Below are 22365 nucleotides of genomic sequence, written 5' to 3' on the forward strand. Positions count from 1 at the left end.
GGGACCCTGTGGGAGAGTAGGACGCCGCCGAACAATCATTGTAGAAAGCCCCGTACCGGGTATCCGGTACGGGGCTTTTCTGCGTTTACGGGCATCTTTTGCGTAGGGTCGGGGCCATGGGCTACGACCTCGTCATCTTCGACAACGACGGCGTGCTGGTGGACAGCGAACCGGTCGCCAATTCGATCCTCGCCGGGTACCTCACCGAGTTGGGGTATCCCACCTCGTACGAGGACTCGATTCGCGACTACATGGGTGCCGCCGTGCACCGGGTGCACGACCTCGTGTTCGAGCGGACGGGTGAGCGGTTGCCCGCGGAGTTCGACGCGACCCTGCACGCGCGGACCTTCGCCGCGTTCGAGCGGGAGCTGACGCCGGTGGCCGGCGCCGTGGACGTACTCGGGGTGCTGACCGCGCACGGGGTGCCGTACTGCCTGGCCTCCTCCGGGAGTCACGAGCGGATCCGGGTCGGACACCGGGCGGCCGGTCTCGACGGGTGGTTCGAGGAGGAGCGGATCTTCAGCTCGCAGGACGTGGGGAAGGGCAAGCCGGCCCCCGATCTGTTCCTGCACGCGGCCCGTTCCATGGGCGTCGAGCCCGCGCGGTGCGTGGTGATCGAGGACAGCCCGCTCGGGGTGCGGGCGGCCGTCGCCGCCGGGATGGACGTGTACGGGTTCACCGCGATGACGCCCGCCGGGCGGCTGGCCGGAGCCACCGGTGTCTTCGGGGAGATGAAGGAGCTGACGGGGCTTCTGGAACTCCCTGTGTGATCTCTCTACCCACGGGTAGCCCGCGGGCCTACGCTGTGCCGCCATGACAGAAGACGTACGGCTGCGCCGGGGACGGGGCTCCCTGGGGTTCAGCTTCTTCGTGCAGGGCGTGACCTTCGCCCTCCTCGTGACGCGGATCCCCGCCATCCAGGACCGGTACGGGATATCCGACGGGCTGCTGCCCGCCTTCCTGGCCGCCGTGCCGATCCTCGCCGGGGTCTCCAGCATCGTCACGGAGCACCTCGTGAAACGGGTCGGGCCGGCCACCGTACTGCGGTGGGCGCAGCCGCTCGTCCTGCTCGCCCTGCTGGGCGTCGGGGCCGGCACGCAGATGTGGCATGCGGCGCTGGCGCTGGGGGCGTTCGGGCTGTCCGTCGGTGCGCTCGACGCGTCGATGAACATGCTCGGCGTCAGCCTGCAGCGGGCGTACGGGCGCAGCATCATGCTCGGCTTCCACGCCGCGTACAGCCTGGGCGGGATCGTCGGGGCGTCCGCGGCCTGGGCCGGGGCGCACTGGCACCTGTCGCTGTTCACCTCGTACCTGCCGGCCGTGGTCGTGCTGCTGCCGCTCGCGTTCTACGGGAGCCGCTTCTACGTCGACCAGCAGGACGCCGAGGACCAGGCTGCGGACAAGGGGCTCGGGGTCGGCGGGTTCCGGCTGCTGCTGCCGCTGTGCCTGGTGATGGCGTGCGCGTACATCGGGGATTCGACGGTCTCGAACTGGAGCGCCAAGTACCTCCAGGACGTGCTGGGGAGCTCGGAGCAGCTGGCGACGGTCCCGTACAACGTCTACATGGTGACCACGCTGATCGGGCGGGCCGTCGGGGACCTGGGCGTGCGGCGCTTCGGGGCGGTGGCCGTCGTACGGATCGGGACGGTGGTCGCGGCCGGCGGGTTCGCCGTGGTGGCGTCCGCGCCCGGGGCGTGGACGGGAATGCTCGGGTTCACGCTGCTGGGGATCGGGCTGTGCGTGATCGTGCCGCAGACCTTCGCGGCGGCCGGGCGCCTCTTCCCTTCCTCCTCCGATACCGCCATCGCGCGGCTGAACATCTTCAACTACGTCGGCTTCCTGATCGGATCGCCGCTCGTCGGCGGGATCGGGGACGCCTGGAGCTACCGGGGCGCGATGCTCGTGCCGATGGCGCTCGTCCTCGTGACGCTCTTCCACGCCCGCTCGTTCGGCACGGAGGGCGCCCGATACGGTGTCGGGCATGAGCGGCCGCGGGTTGTTGATGTGGGACGAGGCGGTAACGAGGTATGACTTCGGACCGAGCCATCCGATGGATCCGGTGCGCCTGGCGCTGACCATGGGCCTGGTGCGTGCCTTCGGGCTGGACCGGGAGATGGAGGTACGGGCGGCCCGCGCGGCCGGGGACTCCACGCTGCGGCTGGTGCACCGGGAGGACTATGTGGCCGCGGTGCGCGAGGTGTCGGCGGATCCGGGGGTGGCCGATGGGTCCTACGGGCTGGGGACGATGGACGATCCGGCCTTCCACGGGATGCACGAGGCCTCGGCGCTGATCGCGGGGCAGTCGGTGGCGGCGGCGGAAGCGGTCTGGCACGGGGAGGCCGAGCACGCGGTGAACTTCGCGGGCGGGCTGCACCACGCGATGCCGGGCGGGGCGGCCGGGTTCTGCGTGTACAACGACGCGGCGCTGGCGATCGCGCGGCTGCTGGAGCTGGGGGCCGAGCGGGTCGCGTACGTGGATGTGGACGTGCACCACGGGGACGGGGTCCAGACGGTGTTCTGGGACGATCCGCGGGTGCTGACGATCTCGCTGCACGAACATCCGCGCACGCTGTTCCCGCAGACCGGCTGGCCGGAGGAGACGGGCGGTCCGGGCGCGGAGGGTTCGGCGGTGAACGTGGCGCTGCCGGCCGGGACCGGGGACGAGGGGTGGCTGCGGGCCTTCCACGCGACGGTGCCCGAGCTGTTGGAGGAGTTCCGGCCACAGGTGTTGGTGACCCAGCACGGGGCGGACACGCATTTCGAGGACCCGCTCGCGCATCTGGCGGTGTCGCTGGACGCGCAGCGGGCGGTGCAGGAGGCCTGTCACCGGCTCGCCCACGAGTACGCGGGGGGCAGGTGGGTGGCGCTGGGCGGCGGCGGGTACGCGATCGTGGACGTCGTACCGCGGTCGTGGACGCATCTGGTGGGGATCGCGGCGCACCGTCCGGTCGATCCGCAGGCGGCGGTGCCGGACGCGTGGCGGGACGAGGTGTACGCGCGGACGCGGCAGCCGGCGCCGGCCCGGATGACGGACGGGCGGACGGTCGCGTGGCGGGACTGGGAGGCGGGCTACGATCCGGCGGACCGGATCGATCAGGCCGTTCTGGCGACCCGGCGGGCGGTGTTCCCGTTGCGCGGCCTGCTCACGTAGGGGCCGGGGGCCGCCCGGGAGCGGCGATGCATCGTTACGCCGGGTGTTACGCCAACGGTGGGGCTGTTCGCCGGAATTGATGATCGGTCCGGTGGGGTGCGGCAGCATCGGAGGGTGTTGAGCACCGGCGCGCTGCGTGCGCATCTGCTGGCCGCCCGGTTGGCCGGGCCCGTCGCCACGTCACGGGAGGAGAGCCTGCGCAGTTACCGGTTGTTCGCGGCGCGGGATCCGCGGGTGCTGCTGGGGCTGGATCCGGAGTGGGGCTGGGGCGAGGGTGACCTCCTGAGGCTGATGGCGGACAAGTGCGGGGTCTCGGCGGATCCGGCGCACGTCAGAGGGCCGGACGTGATCGATCCGGAGCTGACGCTGGCGGGTCTGGACGCGTTCGCCGAGCGGTTGCGCGAGGCGGCGGGGGCGCGGTCGCCCGTGTTCTTCGGGACGGGTCATCCGCACCGTCTCCTGGGTTTCTACGCCAGTTTGGCCCGGGCCCTGTCGGCGGTGGGATGTGTTGTGCTCACTCCGGCGCAGGGGGCCCGTGTCGACATGGCGACCCGGTTCGGCGTACGCAGGCACAGCATCGATTACGTACGGGGAGTCGCGTTGGTGCGGGAACCCGGCGCGCGGCCGCCGGGGAGTGCCACCGGCGTGCACACCCATTCACCCCTGCCGGTTCGGATCGCGCTGGGGGCCCTCGCGGAGGCCGGCGGGCCCTTGCCGGACTTGGTGGTGGGGGATCACGGGTGGGTCTGCGGCGCAGGTCAGCTCGGTGTGGAGGCGATCGGGCTGGCGGATACGGACGACCCGGCGCTGTTCGTCGGCGAGGCGGAGGGGCGCGTGGCGGTGGCCGTTCCGCTTGATGACGCGGTGCGCGCGGACTACTACAGACCACTGATTCGCTATGTACTCGATCGGGCGAGCCTGCCGGGTGCGCAGGAGTGGCCGTAGCTCCTCTTCCCCACTCGTATCACACGCCCCTACTCTGGGGAGTGAGCGTGCGACGACGAGGAGTAACCGGAGGGGAAGCCGGTGCCCGTCATGCGCGGAAGGTCAAGGTGTGTCATGGCTGCTGGCGAGAGGCCTCTCAGCGAGGTCGTGTTCCTGACCGTGGCAGAGGTTGCCTCGGTGATGCGAGTGTCGAAGATGACTGTGTACCGCCTGGTGCATAACGGTCATCTGCCCGCAATCCGGGTGGGCCGGTCCTTCCGGGTCCCCGAAAACGCGGTTCACGAGTACCTCCGAGAGTCCTATGTGGGGGTGGAGTCGGCCTGAGATTGACCCGCGGTGTCCCTCGGATTACGGGCTCGGAGCTCGGGCGGGTAGGCTAGGCCGACGTAGGTCGTGTGGGCCCAGACGCCCCGCACCGATCTCCGCTAGCGCGGAGATGTTCCGAGAAGTGAGCGAGGGTAGTCGTGGGCTCTGTTATTAAGAAGCGGCGCAAGCGGATGGCTAAGAAGAAGCACCGCAAGCTGCTCAAGCGCACCCGCGTCCAGCGCCGTAACAAGAAGTAAACGGCAGCTGTACGTGTTCTCCGCAGCCCCTCCACCATCCTTTGGTGGAGGGGCTGCGGTGTAGCCGGGGACGACGAGGAAGGCGCGGAGCTCGTGGGGAAGGTCGTGCTCGTTACCGGGGCTGCCCGGCAGCTGGGGGGCCGCTTCGTGCGGCGCATCCAGCGTGATCCTGAGGTCGATCGGGTCATCGCGGTCGACGCGGTGGCGCCGCCGCACCGGCTCGGGTCGGCGGAGTTCATCCGTACGGACATCAGGCAGTCCTCCATCGCCCGGGTGCTCGCCGAGCACGCCGTGGACACGGTGGTCCATCTCGCCGTGACCGGGGGCGGCGCGGGCGCGGGCGGCGCGGGCAGTGCCGTCAAGGAGACCAACGTCATCGGCACGATGCAGCTGCTCGGGGCCTGCCAGAAGTCGCCGACGGTACGGCGGCTCGTGGTGAAGTCCAGTACCGGCGTGTACGGGGGCGCCTCGCGGGATCCGGCCGTTTTCACGGAGACCACGCAGCCCAAGTCGCTGCCGGCGGGGGGCTTCGCCAAGGACGCCGGCGAGGTCGAGTCGTACGTACGGGGCTTCGCGCGCAGGCGGCCGGACGTGGCGGTGTGCGTGCTGCGCTTCGCGAACATCCTGGGGCCGTACGCGGACTCCGCGCTCGCCGAGTACTTCTCGATGCCGGTGATGCCGACGGTGCTGGGGTACGACCCGCGGCTCCAGTTCGTCCACGAGGACGACGTCCTGGACGTGCTGCGGCTGGCGGCGGGGGAGCCCCAGCGCGGGACGCTGAACAGCGGGACCTTCAACATCGCGGGGGACGGGGTGCTGCTGCTGTCGCAGTGCGCGCGCCGGCTGGGGCGCCCGACGGTACCGCTGCTGCTGCCCGCGGTGACGTGGGTGGGTTCGGCGCTGCGGGCGGTGGGGGTCACCGACTTCTCGCCGGAGCAGATCAGGCTGCTGACGCACGGGCGGGTCGTGGAGACGTCCCAGATGCGGGAGGTGCTGGGATTCAAGCCCATGTACACGACCGCCGAGACGTTCGCCGATTTCGCGCGCAGCCGGGGCAAGGGGCTGCTGCCGCCGGAGCAGGCGGCGCAGGTCGTGGACCGGGTTGCCGCCGCGCTGAAGGTGAACAGCGTGCATGTGGACACCCTGAACGTCGAGGTTGCCGGAGCCGAAGAGGGAGCGCAGCGATAGTGGCGGACGCCAAGGTCATTCCGTTCGACGAGGACCGGCCGCGCCGGCGGGGCGCCGGGACCCGGAGGGTACGGGCGGTGCCCGCTCAGGGTCCGGCGGTGGAGGCCGTGGACGCCGTGGAGCCGGTCGTGGCGGAGCCCGCTGCCGTGAAGTCCGGCGGGGCCGACTGGGACCGGCGGATCGCCGGCGGGCTGGCGTTCCTGCGGCGCCGGGTCACCGGGGACTACGAGGTCGACGAGTTCGGCTACGACAAGGAGCTGACGGACCAGGTCCTGATGTCCATGATGCGGCCGCTGTTCGACAAGTACTTCCGGGTCGAGGTCAAGGGCATCGAGAACATCCCTGCCGAGGGCGGCGCGCTGATCGTGGCGAACCACTCCGGGACGCTGCCGCTGGACGGGCTGATGATGCAGGTGGCGGTCCACGACCACCACCCGGCGCAGCGGCACCTGCGGCTGCTGGCGGCGGACCTGGTGTTCATGCTGCCGGTGGTGAACGAGCTGGCGCGCAAGGCCGGACACACGCTGGCGTGCTCGGAGGACGCGCAGCGGCTGCTGGAGGCAGGGGAGCTGGTCGGGGTGATGCCGGAGGGCTTCAAGGGGATAGGGAAGCCGTTCGGAGACCGGTACAAGCTCCAGCGGTTCGGGCGGGGCGGTTTCGTGTCGACGGCGCTGCGGGCGGGGACGCCGATCGTGCCTTGCTCGATCGTGGGGGCGGAGGAGATCTACCCGATGGTCGGCAACGCGAAGACGGTGGCCCGGCTGTTGGGGATCCCGTATTTCCCGATCACGCCGACGTTCCCGTGGCTTGGGCCATTGGGGGCGGTGCCGCTGCCGACGAAGTGGACGATTCAGTTCGGCGAGCCGATCGCGACGGACGGGTACCCGCCGGAGGCGGCGGAGGACCCGATGCTGATGTTCAACCTGACGGACGAGGTCCGCGAGCAGATCCAGCACACCCTCTACAAGCTGCTGGTGCAGCGGCGGTCCGTGTTCTTCTGAGAGTTCGCTTCACCGCATGACGCGCAGGCCCTCACCCCCGGTCGGGGTGAGGGCCTGCGCGTCATGCGGTGCTACTCGGTGTCCTCCGCCTGGATGCCCAGGCCCGGGAGGAGGCCCGGGAGCAGGGGCGGCAGGGTGATCTCCGGCGCGACGTGCTCCGGGGAGGACGAGGGCGCCGGGGTGTTCTGGCCCGAGGGCGGGTGGAGGAGGTCCCCCGTACCGCCCAGGAGACCGCCGGGGGCGGGTGAGGGCTTGCCGCCGGTGGGTGCGGGCGGGGCAGGGCTGGCCGAGGGCGCGCCCGCCGCCGGTGCGCTCTGGTGCTGCCCGGCCGGAGCGCTCGGCTTGGCCGTGCCGCCCGTGCTGCGGGTCTGCTCCGGTGGCTTCGGGAGCAGGCTCTGCAGGGGCGCCACGTCATCGTCTATGGCCTGGAAGACCGACTCGACTTCCCCGCCCACGTCGGTGAGTTGCGCCGGGAGCTTCTCCCGGAGCCGGCCCCACGCGTCGCGGTGGGAGCGGGAGAAGGACGACAGGGCCTGGATCGGGCCGAGCGAGCCGTCCCGTTCGTAGGCCGCCTGGAGCAGTCGGTGGCCCTCGGCCGCGTCGTGCTTCATGCCGGCCAGGGCCCGGCGGATCGCGCCGAGCGACTCGTGGTCCAGGGTGCCCAACCGGCCGCGCTCCATCAGCCTGCGGGCTTCCGACAGGCGGTTGGAGGCCTGGTCGAGGTAGAGCTCGCCCCGGTCCGCGTCCTCGTCGGTCATCCCCAGCTTGAGGTCCTCCATGCCCCGCTTGACGGGGTAGAGGGAGTCACCCGGCAGGGCGTCCGTGCTGGCAGCGGCCACGCCGCTGAAGGCCCCCGCGGCCACACCTACGGTGAGGCCGCCCGCTGCGATGCCCTTGGACCAGCGGGAGCGGGGCCGCAATTTCCGGAGCGAGGTCGCCCGGTGGGCGCCGCGGCCGGTCCGCTGCTCGGGCACCTGAGGGTCCGAGGCGGCACCGCCCCCGGCCCTCTCTTCCATCACCATCGTCTCCATGGCGGCCACGAGCTGGGCTCGTTGCACCACTTTGACCTCGGGGTCCAGCACCGGGCGCGGCATACGTTCGCCGAGCGCGCTCGCCAGGGTCAACAACCGGTCGTGGTCGGCAGGTTCGGCAGGTGCCTCGGACTGCTCGGCCGCCGGGTCCGGTTCCGAAAGGTCGGATGGGGTCCGATCCTCCAGGGCCTGGGCGAAGGCGTTCGCCCGCCGGTGCGGAGTCACGTTCGCGATCACTGGCGGCACCTCCTCTCGTCATGACGATCGACTCCCCAAGGTGTCCGGAAGGTTGCCTTCCTTGAGCACATCCACACTTTCGAGTGAGCGGCTTCGGGCAGGGCTTGTCCACGGGGAGCCTGCATTCCGCACAACGAGCGGCGCGGCACTTGGGTTACGGACGAAGGATGATCGGACCACAGCGTCATCGAGGGGTCACCGGTTGTGTGGATTGTCAGGAGGGTCGGAAGGCGTGGGGGGTGTGGGGGGTCCGGGTGGTGCGCGGGTGTGGCGGTGCGCGGCGCGGAGGTCAGCGGGCGTCGTCCGGCAGCAGGCGGGCCAGGGTGCGGACCGCCCGGTACTGGAGCGTCTTGATGGCGCCCTCGTTCTTCCCCATCACCCGGGCGGTCTCGGCGACCGACAGGCCCTGGAGGAACCGCAGGGTCACGCACTCCTGCTGCTGGGGATTGAGCTTGCGTACGGCTTCCAGCAGGGCGGCGTTGGAGAGGGACTCCAGGACCGAGTCCTCGGGGGACCGTTCCACCTCGTTCGCGTCCAGCATCTCGCCCGTGGTCACTTCCAGGCGGAAGCGACTGGACTTGAAGTGGTCCGCGACCAGGTTGCGGGCGATCGTCACGAGCCAGGCGCCGAAATCGCGGCCCTGCCAGGTGAAGGTGGAGATGCGGCGCAGCGCGCGCAGGAAGGTCTCACTGGTGAGGTCCTCCGCGGTCGCCTTGCCGCCGACGCGGTAGTAGATGTAGCGGTACACCGTGTCGCTGTACTGGTCGTACAGCCGGCCGAAGGCCTCGGCCTCGCCGGCCTGGGCGCGTTCGACCAGGTCCATCATGCGGGCCTGGTCGCTGTCCGCGGTGGGGCGGCGGGCGGCGGGCGCGCTCGTTCCGGTTGCGGCCGTGCCGGCTCCTCCTCCCGCACGACCGCGTCTGCCCACCGTCGCTCCGCCGTCGGTCAGGGCATAGCAAGGACCGGCCGGGCCGAGGCCGGCAGGGACCGCGGCGGCGAAGGCGGGAACGGCGTACGCGGTGGGGACGAAGCCGCGCAGGTGGTCGAGGACCGTTTCGCGCAGCGTAGCCAGGCCCGAGGCGTCAACCCCGACAGGTGGGTACACGGGACTCCCAGAGGCAGAGCTTCCATCACGTGCAGTGCGGGACCGTTCACCCGTCGTGGCGACAGATGGCCGGTGGCATGCGTTTGAGGAGAATAACGCTTCGTACAGGCAGCGCTACACCCAGTTGCTCAAATCACCGATTCCGACACTTCTGTTGCGTGTCGAAGGCATATTCGGTCGCAATTGGTGATCGCTTCTTGATCGGTTGGGCGCGCGGAATGGACGCTTCCACGCTGGCTCGCGACCGAGTCGGGCATGCGGGAGTGCCGCGCCGGGCGCGGGGGTAGGGGTGGGGGAATGCCTGCCGCGCACCGGGCCGGAGGGACGCGAAAAGCCGCCCGGCGGGCGGCCGGGCGGCTTCGGCGCAGGCGGCGGCCGGGTGGCGGACCTGCGGTGGTGCGCTGCGGGCTACTTGCGGCGGCGGTGCAGCGCGATGGCGGCGGCCGCGCCGCCCGCGATCGCGCCGACCCCGGCGGCTGCCGGGACGCCGACCTTCACGGCCTTGCGGCCGGTCCGATAGTCGCGCAGGCGCCAGTCGTGTGCCCGGGCATGCTTGCGCAGTTTTGTGTCGGGATTGATCGCGTACGGATGTCCGACCAGCGACAGCATCGGAATGTCGTTGTGCGAATCGGAGTACGCGGCGCAGCGTTCGAGGTCGAGTCCCTCGGCGGCGGCCAGGGCGCGGACCGCCTCGGCCTTCGCGGGCCCGTGCAGCGGTTCGCCGACGAGCCGGCCGGTGTAGATGCCGTCGACGGACTCGGCGACCGTGCCGAGCGCCCCGGTCAGGCCGAGGCGGCGGGCGATGATCGTGGCGGTCTCCACGGGCGCGGCCGTGACGAGCCAGACCTTCTGGCCGGCGTCGAGGTGGGCCTGGGCCAGGGCGCGGGTGCCCGGCCAGATCCGCTCGGCCATGTACTCGTCGTAGATCTCCTCGCCGATCGCCATGAGTTCGCAGACCTTGTGGCCCTTGACGATGGAGAGGGCGCTGTCGCGGGCGTCCTGCATGTGGTCGGGGTCCTCGACCCCGGCGAGCCGGAACCAGGCCTGCTGCCAGGCGAAGCGGGCGAGTTCGCGGCGGTGGAAGAACTCCCGCTTGTAGAGGCCGCGGCCGAAGTGGAAGATCGCGGCGCCCTGCATGACGGTGTTGTCGAGGTCGAAGAAGGCGGCGGCGAGGTCGTCGCCGGCGACGGGGAACTCGGGCTCGGCCGGTTCCGCTTCCTCGGCGGCCGCCTGCCCGGCGGCTTCCTCGGATTCGGCCGGTGGTCCGGAGTCCGCGTCGAGGGCCTGCGCGGTCTTGCGGGCGGCCTCGGCCGAGGCCTCGCCTGCCAGCACGCTCCGCGCGGTTGCGGAGCGCCTACGGGGGGTGAGCCATCCCAGAGCGGCCATGACGCGAGCATAGCCATTGTGTTCGGGAGTTCCCGAACCCGCGGGGTGCCGAGGGCGTGAACTCTTCGGTGCCGCGGTGTTACGCGGTGGCGCGGGAGAATGGGGACATGAGCCCTTTGCTGCGCCGTAAGGAAAAGAAGCGTCCCGGCGAGCGGTTGGTCACGCTCATCGGGAAGCCGGGGTGCCATCTGTGCGATGACGCCCAGAAGGTGATCGAGAAGGTCTGCGCGGAAGTCGGAGCACAGTGGGAGAAGAAGGACATCTCGCAGGACGAGGAGCTCTACCGCCTGCACTGGGAGCAGATCCCGGTGGTGCTCGTGGACGGCGAACAGCACACCTTCTGGAGGGTGAACCCGGACCGGCTGCGCCGGGCATTGGAGGCCTGAGCCTCCGGCCGGTTACCATCATGGGCGTTTTGTGGGGTCTCGGGGGCGTATCGATGAGGAGTGTGTACCGTTTTGCCCCCCTCGGGATTTGAACGGGTTCGGCGTGTTGTGGGTTCCCGCCCTGCATGCCCGGACCGCGTGACCCCGGTCACTTTGCTCGGACAAAGCGGACACAATCTTTGTGCACGCGTTCACAAAGACATAGCCTGCATCCGACGGGGCGGTCTTGGGACAAGTGACCGCCTGCAGCCCCGCTCATCCCGCAGGAGCATCGTGGCAACTGGCCGAACTCACCGACCGGCGACCCGCAGCCGAGGTATTCCCGAGGCCACTGTCGCCCGGCTTCCGCTGTACTTGCGCGCACTCACCGCGCTCTCCGAGCGATCGGTGCCCACGGTGTCCTCCGAGGAGCTCGCGGCGGCCGCCGGAGTCAACTCCGCCAAGCTCCGCAAGGACTTCTCCTACCTGGGTTCGTACGGGACGCGCGGCGTCGGCTACGACGTCGAGTACCTCGTCTACCAGATCTCCCGCGAACTGGGCCTGACCCAGGACTGGCCGGTCGTGATCGTCGGCATCGGCAACCTCGGCGCGGCCCTGGCCAACTACGGCGGCTTCTCGGCGCGCGGGTTCCGCGTCGCGGCGCTCATCGACGCCGACCCCGCGATGGCCGGAAAGCCGGTCGCGGGCATGCCGGTGCAGCACACCGACGACCTCGAAAAGATCATCGAGGAGAACGGTGTCTCGATCGGCGTCATCGCGACCCCGGCGGGCGCGGCCCAGCAGGTGAGCGAGCGGCTGATCGCCGCCGGAGTCACCTCCATCCTGAACTTCGCGCCGACCGTGCTGTCGGTGCCGGACGGCGTGGACGTACGCAAGGTCGACCTGTCGATCGAGCTGCAGATCCTGGCCTTCCACGAGCAGCGCAAGGCGGGGGAGGAGGCGGCCGCGGCCGGCGCCGGTGCTTCTGCGTCCGCCGGAGCCGGCGGTGGCGCCGGTGCCGCCGGTTCCGCCTCCGGTGACGGGGACCTCGCCGATGTCGCGGGCGTCGGTTCCGGTGCGGCCCCCGCCGCGGCCGTCGAGCCGCCGGCCGGGCGGGCCGCCGCCGTCGCACGCAAGAACGGCCCCGAGGGCGACGTCCCGGCGGTGATGCCGGCATGAGTCTGCTCGTCGTAGGACTGAGCCACCGCAGTGCGCCGGTGAGCGTGCTGGAGCGTGCCTCGCTGTCCGCCGATGCCAAGGTCAAGCTGCTGCACGACACGCTGGCCGCGGAGCCGGCGACGGAGGCGGCGGTGCTCGCCACGTGCAACCGGATCGAGCTGTACGCGGACGTGGACAAGTTCCACGCCGGTGTCGCCGAGCTGTCGACCCTGCTCGCGCAGCACAGCGGGGTGGCGCTGGAGGAGCTCACCCCGTACCTCTACGTCCACTACGAGGACCGGGCCGTCCACCACCTGTTCTCGGTGGCGTGCGGGCTGGACTCGATGGTGGTCGGCGAGGGCCAGATCCTCGGGCAGATCAAGGACGCCCTGGCGCTGGGGCAGGAGCTGCACACGGCCGGGCGCCTGATCAACGACCTCTTCCAGCAGGCGCTGCGCGTCGGCAAGCGGGCGCACTCCGAGACCGGGATCGACCGGGCCGGGCAGTCGCTGGTGACGTTCGGGCTGGAGCAGCTCGCCGTGCACCTGCCGGTGGACGTGTGGGCCAAGGACAAGCGGGCGCTGGTGATCGGGGCCGGGTCGATGTCCTCGCTGGCGGCGGCGACGCTGGCGCGGGTCGGCGTGGCCGAGGTCGTGGTGGCGAACCGGACCGCCGAACGGGCGGAGCGCTTGGTCGAGATTCTGGTTGCCTCAGGCACTGGGGTGGTGGCCAGGTCCGTTCCGATGGCGTCGGTGGTCGACGAGCTGACACGAGTCGATGTCGTCGTTTCCTGTACGGGAGCCACCGGGCTGGTGCTGACCGGCGAGGACGTCGCGGCTGCTGTGGAGGGCCCTGCGGGGCTCGTCCCCTCCGCGCCCCTCCCCGACTCCCGGGGCTCCGCCCCGGACCCCGTGCCTCACTCGCCGGCGGCTCTGGATTCGGTCGACGCCGACGTCGTGGCGCGGCTCGCCGCCGCCGCCGCGGCCGGGGTGCGGTTGGCCGATGGCGGGGTGGCGCGGACCATCGTGCCCGGGACCGGCGAGCGGGACGGGTGTCCCGTCGAGGTGCCGGCCGGGGACGGGCGGGCCGCGCTCACCGGGGTCGACGCCAACTCCCTCGAACTGCACGGCACATGGGCCGACCAGGGCGAGGCCGCCGCGCAGCGGCAGCCCCGCAGGGGCGCCCGCAGCCAGGTCGACGTGGCGCCCGTACGGCTGGCCGTGCTGGACCTGGCCATGCCGCGCGACATCGACGCCGCCGTGCACCGGATCCCGGGCGTGCGGCTCGTCGACATCGAGTCGCTCGCGGAGGCTTCGGCCGACGCGCCGATGGCGGCCGACGTGGACGCCGTACGCGGGATAGTCGCCGAAGAGGTGGCCGCGTTCGGCGCCGCGCAGCGGGCCGCGCACATCACGCCGACCGTCGTCGCCCTGCGGGCGATGGCCGCCGAGGTCGTGGCCATGGAAGTGGCGCGGCTCGACGGGCGACTCCCGGACTTGGACGAACGGCAGCGGGCCGAGGTCACCCAGACCGTGCGCCGCGTCGTCGACAAGCTCCTCCACGCGCCGACCGTGCGCGTCAAGCAGCTCGCCAGCGAGCCCGGTGGCGCCGGGTACGCGGAGGCGCTGCGTGAACTCTTCGATCTCGACCCGCAGACGGTGGCCTCCGTCAGCCGGGCGGATGCGGCAGACAAGAACGACGACTCAGGACGGGCATCATGAATCCACGTCTCGACCAGCCCCTGCGGCTGGGTACGCGGCGCAGCAAGCTGGCCATGTCCCAGTCCGGCCATGTCGCCGACGCGGTACGGGCGATCACCGGCCGGCCCGTCGAGCTCGTGGAGATCACGACGTACGGTGACGTGTCCCGTGAGAGCCTCGCGCAGATCGGCGGCACCGGCGTGTTCGTCACGGCGCTGCGCGAAGCGCTGCTGCGCGGCGAGGTCGACTTCGCCGTCCACTCGCTGAAGGACCTGCCGACCGGGCAGCCCGAGGAGCTCGTGATCGCGGCCATGCCGCTGCGCGAGGACCCGCGCGACGCGCTCGTGGCCCGGGACGGGCTGACCTTCGAGCAGCTGCCCGACGGCGCCCGTATCGGTACCGGTTCGCCGCGCCGCACGGCGCAGCTGAACCACTACGCGCGCGCCCTCGGCAAGCGCATCGAGACGGTCGCCATCCGCGGGAACGTGGACACGCGGATCGGTTTCGTGCGCGACGGCGAACTGGACGCCGTCGTCCTCGCCGCCGCCGGACTGAACCGGATCGGCCGCGGTGACGAGGCGACCGACCTGCTGTCCGTGGACAGCGTGCTGCCGGCTCCGGGCCAGGGCGCCCTGGCCGTGGAGTGCCTCGCGTCCGACGCGGAGCTCATCGCTTCGCTCGCCGAGCTCGACGACCCGCACACCCGGGCCGCCGTGACCGCCGAGCGTTCCCTGCTCGCCGCCCTGGAGGCCGGCTGCAGCGCACCCGTGGGCGCGCTCGCCGATCTTCTGGCCGACGGCCAGGTTGTCAATGAAATGCGCCTGCGCGGCGTCGTCGGAACCCTCGACGGCGCGACGCTCGTGCAGCTGTCCACCACCGGTCCCGTGCCCCAGTCGTACGACGAGGCCATGGCGCTCGGCCGCGAACTCGCGGACGAGATGCTGGCCAAGGGCGCGGCCGGTCTGATGGGGGAGCGATCGCTTTGAACCCCTCACGTCCGACCACCTCCGCTTTTCCGGTCGTCGCCGCACACGGGCACGTCACCTTCCTCGGTGCCGGCCCCGGTGACCCGGGTCTGCTGACGCTCCGCGCCGTCGAGGCGCTCGCGGCCGCGGACGTACTGATCGCGGAGCCCGAGGTGCTCGAGGTCGTACGCACGCATGCGCGCGCGGGAGTGGACACGCCACAGCTGACGATTGCTGACGAAGTGTCAGCAGCCGCCGGTGTCCCGGTGATCCGAGATGCCGCCAATCTTGTCATGGAGGCCGCGCGCTCCGGCAGGCGGGTCGTCCGTGCCGTCACCGGCGACCCCGGGCTCGACGGCAACGCGGCCGAGGAGATGCTCGCCTGCGCGACCGAAGGCATCCCCTTCGAGGTGGTGCCCGGTGTCGCGACCGCCGTCGGCGTGCCGGCGTATGCGGGTGTGCCGCTGCGCGGCCGCCAGGGTGCCGATGTGCGGTTCGTGGACGCGCGCAACGCCTCCGCGCGCTGCTGGAGCGAGGTCGGTGCCAGCGACGGCACCCTCGTCGTCTCGGCGACGCTGGAGACCGTCGCGAGCGCTGCCGCCGAGCTGGTGTCCGCCGGACGGGGGGCCGACACCCCGCTCACGGTGACCGTCGCCGGTACGACGACCCGCCAGCGGACCTGGAACGCCACCCTCGGGACCATCGCCCAGGTGTTCAAGCAGGGCAAGGTGCTCCCGTCGCCCGAGGGCGCCCGGCCGGTCATAGCCGTGGTCGGTGAGCACGGCGCCGCCGCGCGGCGCGAGGAGCTGGCCTGGTTCGAGTCGAAGCCGCTGTTCGGCTGGCGGGTCCTCGTACCGCGCACGAAGGAGCAGGCCGCTTCGCTCTCCGACCAGCTGCGTTCGTACGGTGCGGTGCCGCACGAGGTGCCGACCATCGCCGTGGAGCCGCCGCGCACCCCGCAGCAGATGGAGCGGGCCGTGAAGGGGCTCGTCACCGGACGCTACGAGTGGATCGCCTTCACCAGCGTGAACGCGGTGAAGGCGGTCCGGGAGAAGTTCGAGGAGTACGGGCTCGACGCCCGGGCCTTCGCGGGCATCAAGGTCGCCGCCGTGGGCGAGCAGACCGCCGCCGCGCTGGTCGAGTTCGGCGTCAAGCCGGACCTGGTGCCGAGCGGCGAGCAGTCCGCGGCCGGGCTGCTGGAGGACTGGCCGCCGTACGACCCGGTCTTCGACCCGATCGACCGCGTCTTCCTGCCGCGGGCCGACATCGCGACCGAGACGCTGGTCGCGGGCCTGATAGAGCTCGGGTGGGAGGTCGACGACGTCACCGCCTACCGGACCGTGCGCGCGTCGCCGCCGCCGGCGGACACGCGCGAGGCGATCAAGGGCGGCGGCTTCGACGCCGTTCTCTTCACGTCGTCGAGCACGGTGCGGAACCTGGTGGGCATCGCCGGCAAGCCGCACAACGTCACCGTCATCGCCTGCATCGGGCCGGCCACGGCCAAGACGGCGGAGGAGCACGGCCTGCGGGTCGACGTCCTGTCGCCGGAGCCGAGCGTGGGCAAGCTGGCGGAGGCCCTGGCCGAGTACGGCGCGGCGCGCCGCGAGGCGGCCAAGGAGGCCGGCGAGTCGGTGTCCCGGCCGAGCGAGCGCCGGCCGGGGGCGCGGCGCAGGCGCACCACCTGAGCGGTGGACTTGCGAGCAGGGGGCAGGGGCCCGGACGCCGAGCGTCCGGGCCCCTGCCCGTATCCGGTGTATCCGGTGTATCCGGTGTATCCGGTGTATCCGGTGTATCCGGTGTATCCGGTGTATCCGGTGTATCCGGTGTATCCGGGCGGGGCAGGGCGGGCCGGGCGGGCGGGTGCGGCGCGGGGCGCGGACGGGCACGGCCTACGCTGGATCCCGACTGTTCTCGAAGCTCGAAGAGGCGACTGAGTATGAGCGCGTACGGATCCTTCCCCGGCTCGCGGCCCCGCCGGCTGCGCACCACCCCGGCGATGCGGCGGATGGTCGCGGAGAACCGGCTGCACCCCTCGGACCTGATCCTCCCGGCCTTCGTACGGGAGGGCATCAGCGAGCCCCTGGCCATCTCGGCGATGCCGGGCGTGGTCCAGCACACCCGCGACACGCTGCGCAAGGCGGCGGTCGAGGCGGTGGAGGCGGGGGTCGCGGGGATCATGCTCTTCGGTGTCCCGGCCGACGAGAACAAGGACGCGCTGGGCACGGCGGGCACCGAGCCGGACGGGATCCTGCAGCTCGCGATCCGCGACGTGAAGGCGGAGGTCGGCGACGACCTGGTGATCATGTCGGACCTGTGCCTGGACGAGTACACCGACCACGGGCACTGCGGGGTCCTGGACGAGCACGGGCGCGTGGACAACGACGCCACGCTGGAGCGGTACGCCGAGATGGCGCAGGTCCAGGCGGACGCGGGCGTCCATGTGGTGGGCCCGAGCGGGATGATGGACGGGCAGGTCGGCGTCATCCGCGACGCGCTCGACGAGACCGGGCACGAGGACGTCTCGATCCTGGCGTACACGGCGAAGTACACCTCCGCCTTCTACGGGCCGTTCCGCGAGGCCGTCGCCTCCTCGCTGCAGGGCGACCGCAAGTCGTACCAGCAGGACCCGGCGAACGCGCGGGAGTCGCTGCGGGAGCTGGCGCTCGACCTGGAGGAGGGCGCGGACATGGTGATGGTCAAGCCGGCCGGTCCGTACCTGGACATCCTGTACCGGGTCGCGCAGGCGGTGGAGGTCCCGGTGGCCGCGTACCAGATCAGCGGTGAGTTCGCGATGGTCGAGGCGGCGGCGGAGAAGGGCTGGATCGAGCGCGACCGGGCCATTTTCGAGACCCTGCTGGGCATCAAGCGGGCGGGCGCGGACACGATCCTGACGTACTGGGCGACTGAGGTCGCGGGCTGGCTGCGCGAGGCGCGCTGACGTCCCGGACCGGGGCCGGGGCCTCGCCCCGGCCGCGGTCCTGGGCCCGGCCCCGGTCCTAGTACTGCAACGGTGTTTGCCGTGACTGTTGGGCAGTTTCTGGTGGCGTGTGGCCACGTCGTTTGTAGTGGCTGACGCGGGCTTGGTGTTGTCGTCTGCGGCGCCGGTGTGACCAGTGCACGACGTGGTCGATGCTCGGGCGGGGCCGGGTGAGCCGGCTGATCAGGCGCCGGGGTTCGGGGGTGGATCTTTTATCCGTACTTGCCCCGGTCTACAGGATTCGGGCCTGTCAGGTCCCCCTTTTCAGGGCCCGCATGTTCACCGAGTCGACCGCGCAGCGGGACCAGTCCAACTCACCCCGCGAGCCGAGCTCGTCCAGGACCAGGCGGTGGAGCCTGGCCCACACTCTCGCCTTCGACCACTCCGAGAAGCGTCGATGAGCCGTCGCTCCCGACGGCCCGAACGACGCAGATGGCAACTGCTGCCACGTGCAGCCCGACGTGGCCACGAACACGATCGCGGCCAGCACCTCACGATTGCCGTGCCGACGCCGGCCACCACCCTGAGGCCGTGACGGCTCCTCCGGCACCACCCGCTGGAACAACTCCCACAACTCATCCGGCACCAGCCGCTCAACAATCTCCACCACAACCGACAGCCTACCCAGCCAAATGAGATGACTTCTTGGGAGTTCGGTGCGAAGCCGGCGCGCGTGACGCCGGGAGCTTCTGTGCCAGGCGCCCCGGTGGTGATGCCGAGCGTGTCGAATGCGCCCCCGTGATCACCCTTGCTACCGTCCATTTCGACCGAATGATCCATAAGTGACTGATTCGCGCCCGCGGGTGGTCGAGAGGACATGGACCATGAACGACTTTTCCCGTCGCCGATTGTTGAAGACCTCCGTGGTGGCCGGCGCCGGCGCGGTCGTCGTGCCGGGTGTCGCGGCGGCCGCGACACCCGATGTGAAAGTGGTGACGAACGCTTCCGCAAGAGACGTCCACGGGGCGCAGTGCCCCCCGGCGAAGCTGACCGGCCGTATCGTCGGTCCCCACGACCCCGGGTACACGGACGCGCGCCTCGGCTGGGATCAGCTCTTCTCTCACTATCCGCTGGTCATCGTCTTCGCTCAGAACACCCAGGACGTGGTCAACGCTCTGACGTGGGCGCGGCAGAACGATGTCGCCCTGCGGATCCGGAGCGGTCGCCACAGCCTTGAGGGCTGGTCGAACGTCGACAGCGGCCTCGTGATCGATATCAGCGAGCTGAAGTCGGTCCACCTCGACGGTGCCGCTCGTGTCGCGACGGTCGGCGCCGGACTCAACCAGCTGGAAGCGGTGACCACGCTCGCGAAGCGGAACTTCGCGGTGACGACAGGCACCGAAGGCACGGTGGGCCTGGCCGGCGCGACGCTCGGTGGTGGCTTCGGCTTCCTGACCCGCTGGCTGGGCATGGCGTGCGACAGCCTGATCGGCGCCGAGGTCGTCGTGGCCGAGGGCGACGAGTGCGCCAAGGTGATCAAGGCCGATCTGAGTGATAACGCGGACCTCTTGTGGGCGCTGCGCGGTGCGGGCAACGGCAACTTCGGGATCGTCACCTCACTCACCTACAAAGTGGCCCCGCTGAAGAGCGTCACGTATCTGCAGGCCACGTGGGACGGCATCGGTGATCTGCGCAGGGTCTTCGACGCCTGGCAGCGCACCGCGCCGAACACCGATGACCGCCTCGGTACACAGCTCGAGGTTCACCGCAATCAGACCCTGTTGTTCGCGGTCCTTGCGGAGGGGACGCCTGCCGAGGCCAAGAGGCTGCTGGCCCCGATCCTGTCGGTCGGCAGCCCTCAAGTGTCGGTGCAGGTGGGCAACTGGGGCGACGTGTATTCGGGTTTCCAGATCCCGACCGCGAACGAACCTGCGAACTGGAAGTTCTACTCGCAGTTCACCAGGAAGCCGTTCCCGGACAGGGCGATCGACGTGATCTCCTCGTTCATGCGGGACGCGCCCACGGACGACAGCAACTTCTTCGCCCAGGCGTTCGGCGGAGCGGTCAGGAGGAGCCCCCGCGGCGGAACGGCGTTCCCGCACCGCGACGCACTCTTCTACTCCGAGCCCGGTGCCGGCTGGGGGACCCGTTCCGACCAGCCGGGCATCTGCGACCCGCTCACCCCGCAGGCTCAAGCCTGGATCGCCGAGTTCAGCCAGGCTATGCGCCCGTTCGTGGACGGTGCCTACGTCAACGTGCCGAACGTCGGCATGCAGGACTGGGAAACCGCCTACTGGGGGGACAACTTCGACCGCCTGCGCGAGATCAAGGCGAAGTACGACCCGCACAACGTCTTCCAGTACGACCAGAGCATCCCGCCCGCGTCCCACTGACCGAGCACGGACGGAGCCCCCTCCCGACCGGCGAGGGGGCTCGGTCCGTGCCTGCCCGTCTCAGGCCTTCGCCCGACGGTCTTCTCGGGCCGGGATGCCGGAGCGCCCGCTCGGGGTGGTCGGCCCGGATGTGACGGGCTCGCGGCTCGAAGGCGATTGCGCTGAGCCAACCGACGCCGATTGCCGTCGAACAGCGCTGCCAAAGGCTCCGGACCATGATCGGTCCGGGGCCTTTGCCCATGTGCCCCCGGCAGGATTCGAACCTGCGACACCCGCTTTAGTACTGCAACGGTGTTTGTCGTGACACTTCCTCCTCGGCCTTGCGATGCACGGCGCCAGACGCCGCGGGCTGATCCGGCCTGATCCAAAAGACACGGCCTAGCCGCGGCGGTTCACCGACGCGAGCAGGGCCTGGGCGGAGGCGAGGGCGGCGGCGTCGCGCCCGTTTCCCGCGAGGCTGTACGTGATCTCGGCGAGCAGGACCGAGAGCCGGCCGTCGTTCACCCGGGAGAGCGGCTCGGAGCCCTCCCACACGGCGTCCCGTACGGCGTGCTCGGTGATGCAGCCGACCGGGTCGGCGGCGGTCAGCAGCCGCTGGGCGATGGTGCGTTCCAGGTCGGTGGGGACCCAGTCGCCCGTGTCGAGGTCCTTGGCGAGTTCGAGGGTGCGCTCACGGAGGGCGGCCGGCGTCATGAGGTGCTCCTTGAGGGGTGGGCGGCTGCTCGGACGGGAGAAATGCGGATCGCCCTGCCGGGGGCGGGGAGGTCCCTGAGCACCAGCGAGTGGGCCCGGATCCGGTTGCCGGAGGCGATGGTGACCGGGCCGAGTACGGAGGCGCCGACGCCGATGAGGACGTCGTCGCCGATGACGGGGTGGCGGCGCACGCCGGGCTCGCCGGAGCGGGACCAGCCGCGCGATCCGAGGGTCACCCCGTGGTAGAGCGTCACGTCGTCGCCGACGCGTGCGGTCTCGCCGATGACCACGCCGAACCCGTGGTCGATGAAGGCCCGCCGGCCGATCCGCGCCCCGGCGTGGATCTCCATGCCGGAGAGCAGCCGGCCCGCGAGCGTGAGCAGTCCGGCGGCGAACCGGTGGTCGCGTACGTGGAGGCGGTGCGCGATCCGGTGGAGGGCCAGCCCGTGCCAGGGCGAGTGCAGCAGGGCGTCGCGGCGGCGCGGGCGGGACGGGTCGCGGGAGACGACCGTGTCGAGGTCTTCGCGGATCTGTCCCAGGAGGGAGATCCGCTGCGGGGTGCCGCGCCCGGCGCCGGTCACGGCCGGCCCGCCGCGGCGTGCTGGGCGTGCTGGGCGTGTGGGGCGGGCTGGGCCTGCTGGGAGTCCAGTCGGTTGATCCGGTACATCGTGCGCTGGAACAGGTCCTGCGCGGTCAGGGCCGGATACCGGTCGGGCTCGCCGTCCGCCGTGCAGCCGCGGAGCGTGGAGAGCACCGTCCACGGGGTGGGGTGGCAGAACTGCACGATGGAGAGCCGGCCGCCGCTCTGCCCGGGTGCGGCGACGACCCGGTGGACGGCGGCCCGGGCCCGGCCGCCGGTGAGCCGTTCCAGGACCATGCCGACGTTGAGCACGGTGTAGCCGTCGGGGACCTTGACCGGGGTCCACTCGCCGTCGATGAGGACTTCGAGGCCGGCGGCGGTTGCCCGGGGCAGGGCGGTGATCAGGTCGAAGTCCTGGTGCTCCACCATCCAGACGTGGTCCGCGGACGGGGCCTGCTCCATCGGCGGGTACCAGGTGGCGCGGTTGACGACGGGGCCGTCCTCCAGCATCTCCTCGAAGTAGCCGGGGGCCGCGCCGAGCGCCCCGGCCAGCCGGCGGACCACGTCGAGCTGGAACCGGGCCGTCCGCAGGTGGAGTTCGCCCAGTGCGGTGCCGATCCCGGGCACCAGGTGGTCGGGGAAGTACGGCTGCGGGTAGCGCGCGGGGTAGCGCTCGCGCAGCGGGTGGGCGGCGGGCAGCGGGGCACCCCAGTGGAACAGCTCCTTCCAGTCGGGGGTGCGGCCCTTCTCGCCCTGCTCGACCAGGGGCGGGAGGTACCCGGACTGCCCGTTGGAGCCGGGCACCCGGCAGTCCGCCTTGACCTCGGCGGGCAGCTCGAAGAACGCGCTGAGCATGGCGTACGCCTCGTCCAGCAGGCTCTCCGGCACCGTGTTGCGCACCAGGAAGAATCCGTCGCGCAGGGCGCTTCGGATGTGCTGGTCGTCGCCCCGGTCGTCGAGTGCGATCTCCTTGAGCATCTCCGGTCC

General features: G+C 71.1%; 21 protein-coding genes and 1 pseudogene. 15 read left to right on the forward strand and 7 right to left on the reverse strand.

Annotation, left to right across the window (positions count from 1 at the left end; genetic code table 11):
- The first annotated feature begins 116 nt into the window (after positions 1-116).
- The 8 genes from ACIQU4_RS37575 to ACIQU4_RS37610 all read left to right on the forward strand — a co-directional run bounded on the left by ACIQU4_RS37575 (position 117) and on the right by ACIQU4_RS37610 (position 6848).
- A complete protein-coding gene (locus ACIQU4_RS37575) occupies positions 117-770 on the forward strand; it encodes an HAD family hydrolase (RefSeq protein ID WP_403740850.1) in 654 nt (217 codons plus the stop codon).
- 43 nt (positions 771-813) lie between these two features.
- Complete coding sequence (locus ACIQU4_RS37580; RefSeq protein WP_403740853.1) at positions 814-2031, forward strand: MFS transporter; 1218 nt, start codon at positions 814-816, stop codon at positions 2029-2031.
- Positions 1982-3151 (forward strand): acetoin utilization protein AcuC, encoded by a 1170-nt coding sequence (locus tag ACIQU4_RS37585; protein WP_403740855.1) that lies wholly within the window; start codon positions 1982-1984, stop codon positions 3149-3151. The genes ACIQU4_RS37580 and ACIQU4_RS37585 overlap by 50 nt, the downstream gene beginning before the upstream one ends.
- 114 nt (positions 3152-3265) lie before the next feature.
- Entirely contained in the window at positions 3266-4096 is an 831-nt protein-coding gene (locus ACIQU4_RS37590) for a phosphatase (RefSeq protein WP_403740858.1), read from the forward strand.
- A gap of 114 nt (positions 4097-4210) precedes the next feature.
- Positions 4211-4420: a helix-turn-helix domain-containing protein gene (locus ACIQU4_RS37595; RefSeq protein WP_158708561.1), complete on the forward strand. Its 210-nt coding sequence runs from the start codon at positions 4211-4213 to the stop codon at positions 4418-4420.
- A 140-nt stretch (positions 4421-4560) separates the two neighbouring features.
- Positions 4561-4659: a 30S ribosomal protein bS22 gene (locus ACIQU4_RS37600; protein ID WP_003948845.1), complete on the forward strand. Its 99-nt coding sequence runs from the start codon at positions 4561-4563 to the stop codon at positions 4657-4659.
- Between the two features lie 93 nt (positions 4660-4752).
- Entirely contained in the window at positions 4753-5847 is a 1095-nt protein-coding gene (locus ACIQU4_RS37605) for an NAD-dependent epimerase/dehydratase family protein (RefSeq protein ID WP_403740861.1), read from the forward strand.
- Positions 5847-6848, forward strand: coding sequence for a lysophospholipid acyltransferase family protein (locus tag ACIQU4_RS37610; RefSeq protein WP_403740864.1), 1002 nt, complete (start codon positions 5847-5849; stop codon positions 6846-6848). Before ACIQU4_RS37605 ends, ACIQU4_RS37610 begins: the two co-directional genes overlap by 1 nt.
- Positions 6849-6919: 71 nt before the next feature.
- Here the strand turns inward: ACIQU4_RS37610 and ACIQU4_RS37615 are convergent, their stop codons facing one another.
- From ACIQU4_RS37615 to ACIQU4_RS37625, 3 genes are all read right to left on the reverse strand, one after another.
- A complete protein-coding gene (locus ACIQU4_RS37615) occupies positions 6920-8116 on the reverse strand; it encodes a DUF5667 domain-containing protein (protein WP_403740866.1) in 1197 nt (398 codons plus the stop codon).
- 289 nt (positions 8117-8405) lie between these two features.
- Positions 8406-9221, reverse strand: a complete 816-nt coding sequence (locus ACIQU4_RS37620) for an ECF subfamily RNA polymerase sigma factor, BldN family (protein ID WP_403740869.1) — start codon at positions 9219-9221, stop codon at positions 8406-8408.
- Positions 9222-9629: 408 nt separating this feature from the next.
- Positions 9630-10607, reverse strand: a complete 978-nt coding sequence (locus tag ACIQU4_RS37625; protein ID WP_403740872.1) for an HAD family hydrolase — start codon at positions 10605-10607, stop codon at positions 9630-9632.
- A 107-nt stretch (positions 10608-10714) separates the two neighbouring features.
- On the opposite strand from ACIQU4_RS37625, the gene ACIQU4_RS37630 reads away from it, so the two are divergent.
- The 6 genes from ACIQU4_RS37630 to hemB all read left to right on the forward strand — a co-directional run bounded on the left by ACIQU4_RS37630 (position 10715) and on the right by hemB (position 17733).
- Positions 10715-10993 carry a glutaredoxin family protein gene (locus ACIQU4_RS37630; protein ID WP_403740875.1) on the forward strand — a complete coding sequence of 93 codons (279 nt, stop codon included), beginning with the start codon at positions 10715-10717 and terminating at the stop codon, positions 10991-10993.
- Positions 10994-11266: 273 nt separating this feature from the next.
- Positions 11267-12151, forward strand: a complete 885-nt coding sequence (locus ACIQU4_RS37635) for a redox-sensing transcriptional repressor Rex (RefSeq protein WP_403740877.1) — start codon at positions 11267-11269, stop codon at positions 12149-12151.
- Positions 12148-13851 carry a glutamyl-tRNA reductase gene (locus ACIQU4_RS37640; protein ID WP_403740880.1) on the forward strand — a complete coding sequence of 568 codons (1704 nt, stop codon included), beginning with the start codon at positions 12148-12150 and terminating at the stop codon, positions 13849-13851. Before ACIQU4_RS37635 ends, ACIQU4_RS37640 begins: the two co-directional genes overlap by 4 nt.
- Positions 13848-14816 carry a hydroxymethylbilane synthase gene (gene hemC / locus ACIQU4_RS37645; protein ID WP_403740882.1) on the forward strand — a complete coding sequence of 323 codons (969 nt, stop codon included), beginning with the start codon at positions 13848-13850 and terminating at the stop codon, positions 14814-14816. Before ACIQU4_RS37640 ends, hemC begins: the two co-directional genes overlap by 4 nt.
- Positions 14813-16480 (forward strand): uroporphyrinogen-III synthase, encoded by a 1668-nt coding sequence (locus ACIQU4_RS37650; protein ID WP_403740884.1) that lies wholly within the window; start codon positions 14813-14815, stop codon positions 16478-16480. The genes hemC and ACIQU4_RS37650 overlap by 4 nt, the downstream gene beginning before the upstream one ends.
- Before the next feature lie 251 nt (positions 16481-16731).
- A complete protein-coding gene (hemB, locus tag ACIQU4_RS37655) occupies positions 16732-17733 on the forward strand; it encodes a porphobilinogen synthase (protein WP_403740887.1) in 1002 nt (333 codons plus the stop codon).
- 254 nt (positions 17734-17987) lie between these two features.
- Here the strand turns inward: hemB and ACIQU4_RS37660 are convergent.
- Positions 17988-18382 (reverse strand): annotated as a pseudogene (locus ACIQU4_RS37660) (transposase); the annotation flags it as partial.
- Between the two features lie 214 nt (positions 18383-18596).
- Between ACIQU4_RS37660 and ACIQU4_RS37665 the strand changes: the two are divergent.
- Positions 18597-20105 (forward strand): FAD-binding oxidoreductase, encoded by a 1509-nt coding sequence (locus ACIQU4_RS37665; protein WP_403740890.1) that lies wholly within the window; start codon positions 18597-18599, stop codon positions 20103-20105.
- Positions 20106-20483: 378 nt separating this feature from the next.
- Here ACIQU4_RS37665 and ACIQU4_RS37670 read toward each other — a convergent pair whose 3' ends face one another.
- Genes ACIQU4_RS37670 through ACIQU4_RS37680 form a run of 3 tightly spaced genes read right to left on the reverse strand, consistent with a single transcriptional unit; the run spans position 20484 to position 22356 of the window.
- Entirely contained in the window at positions 20484-20798 is a 315-nt protein-coding gene (locus ACIQU4_RS37670; RefSeq protein ID WP_403740893.1) for a hypothetical protein, read from the reverse strand.
- A complete protein-coding gene (locus ACIQU4_RS37675; RefSeq protein ID WP_403740895.1) occupies positions 20795-21379 on the reverse strand; it encodes a serine O-acetyltransferase in 585 nt (194 codons plus the stop codon). The genes ACIQU4_RS37670 and ACIQU4_RS37675 overlap by 4 nt, the downstream gene beginning before the upstream one ends.
- Positions 21376-22356, reverse strand: coding sequence for an isopenicillin N synthase family dioxygenase (locus tag ACIQU4_RS37680; RefSeq protein WP_403740899.1), 981 nt, complete (start codon positions 22354-22356; stop codon positions 21376-21378). The genes ACIQU4_RS37675 and ACIQU4_RS37680 overlap by 4 nt, the downstream gene beginning before the upstream one ends.
- Positions 22357-22365 lie beyond the last annotated feature (9 nt).

Origin of the sequence: Streptomyces sp. NPDC090741 (assembly GCF_044769045.1) — a bacterium.
In the GTDB taxonomy this organism is placed as follows: domain Bacteria; phylum Actinomycetota; class Actinomycetes; order Streptomycetales; family Streptomycetaceae; genus Streptomyces.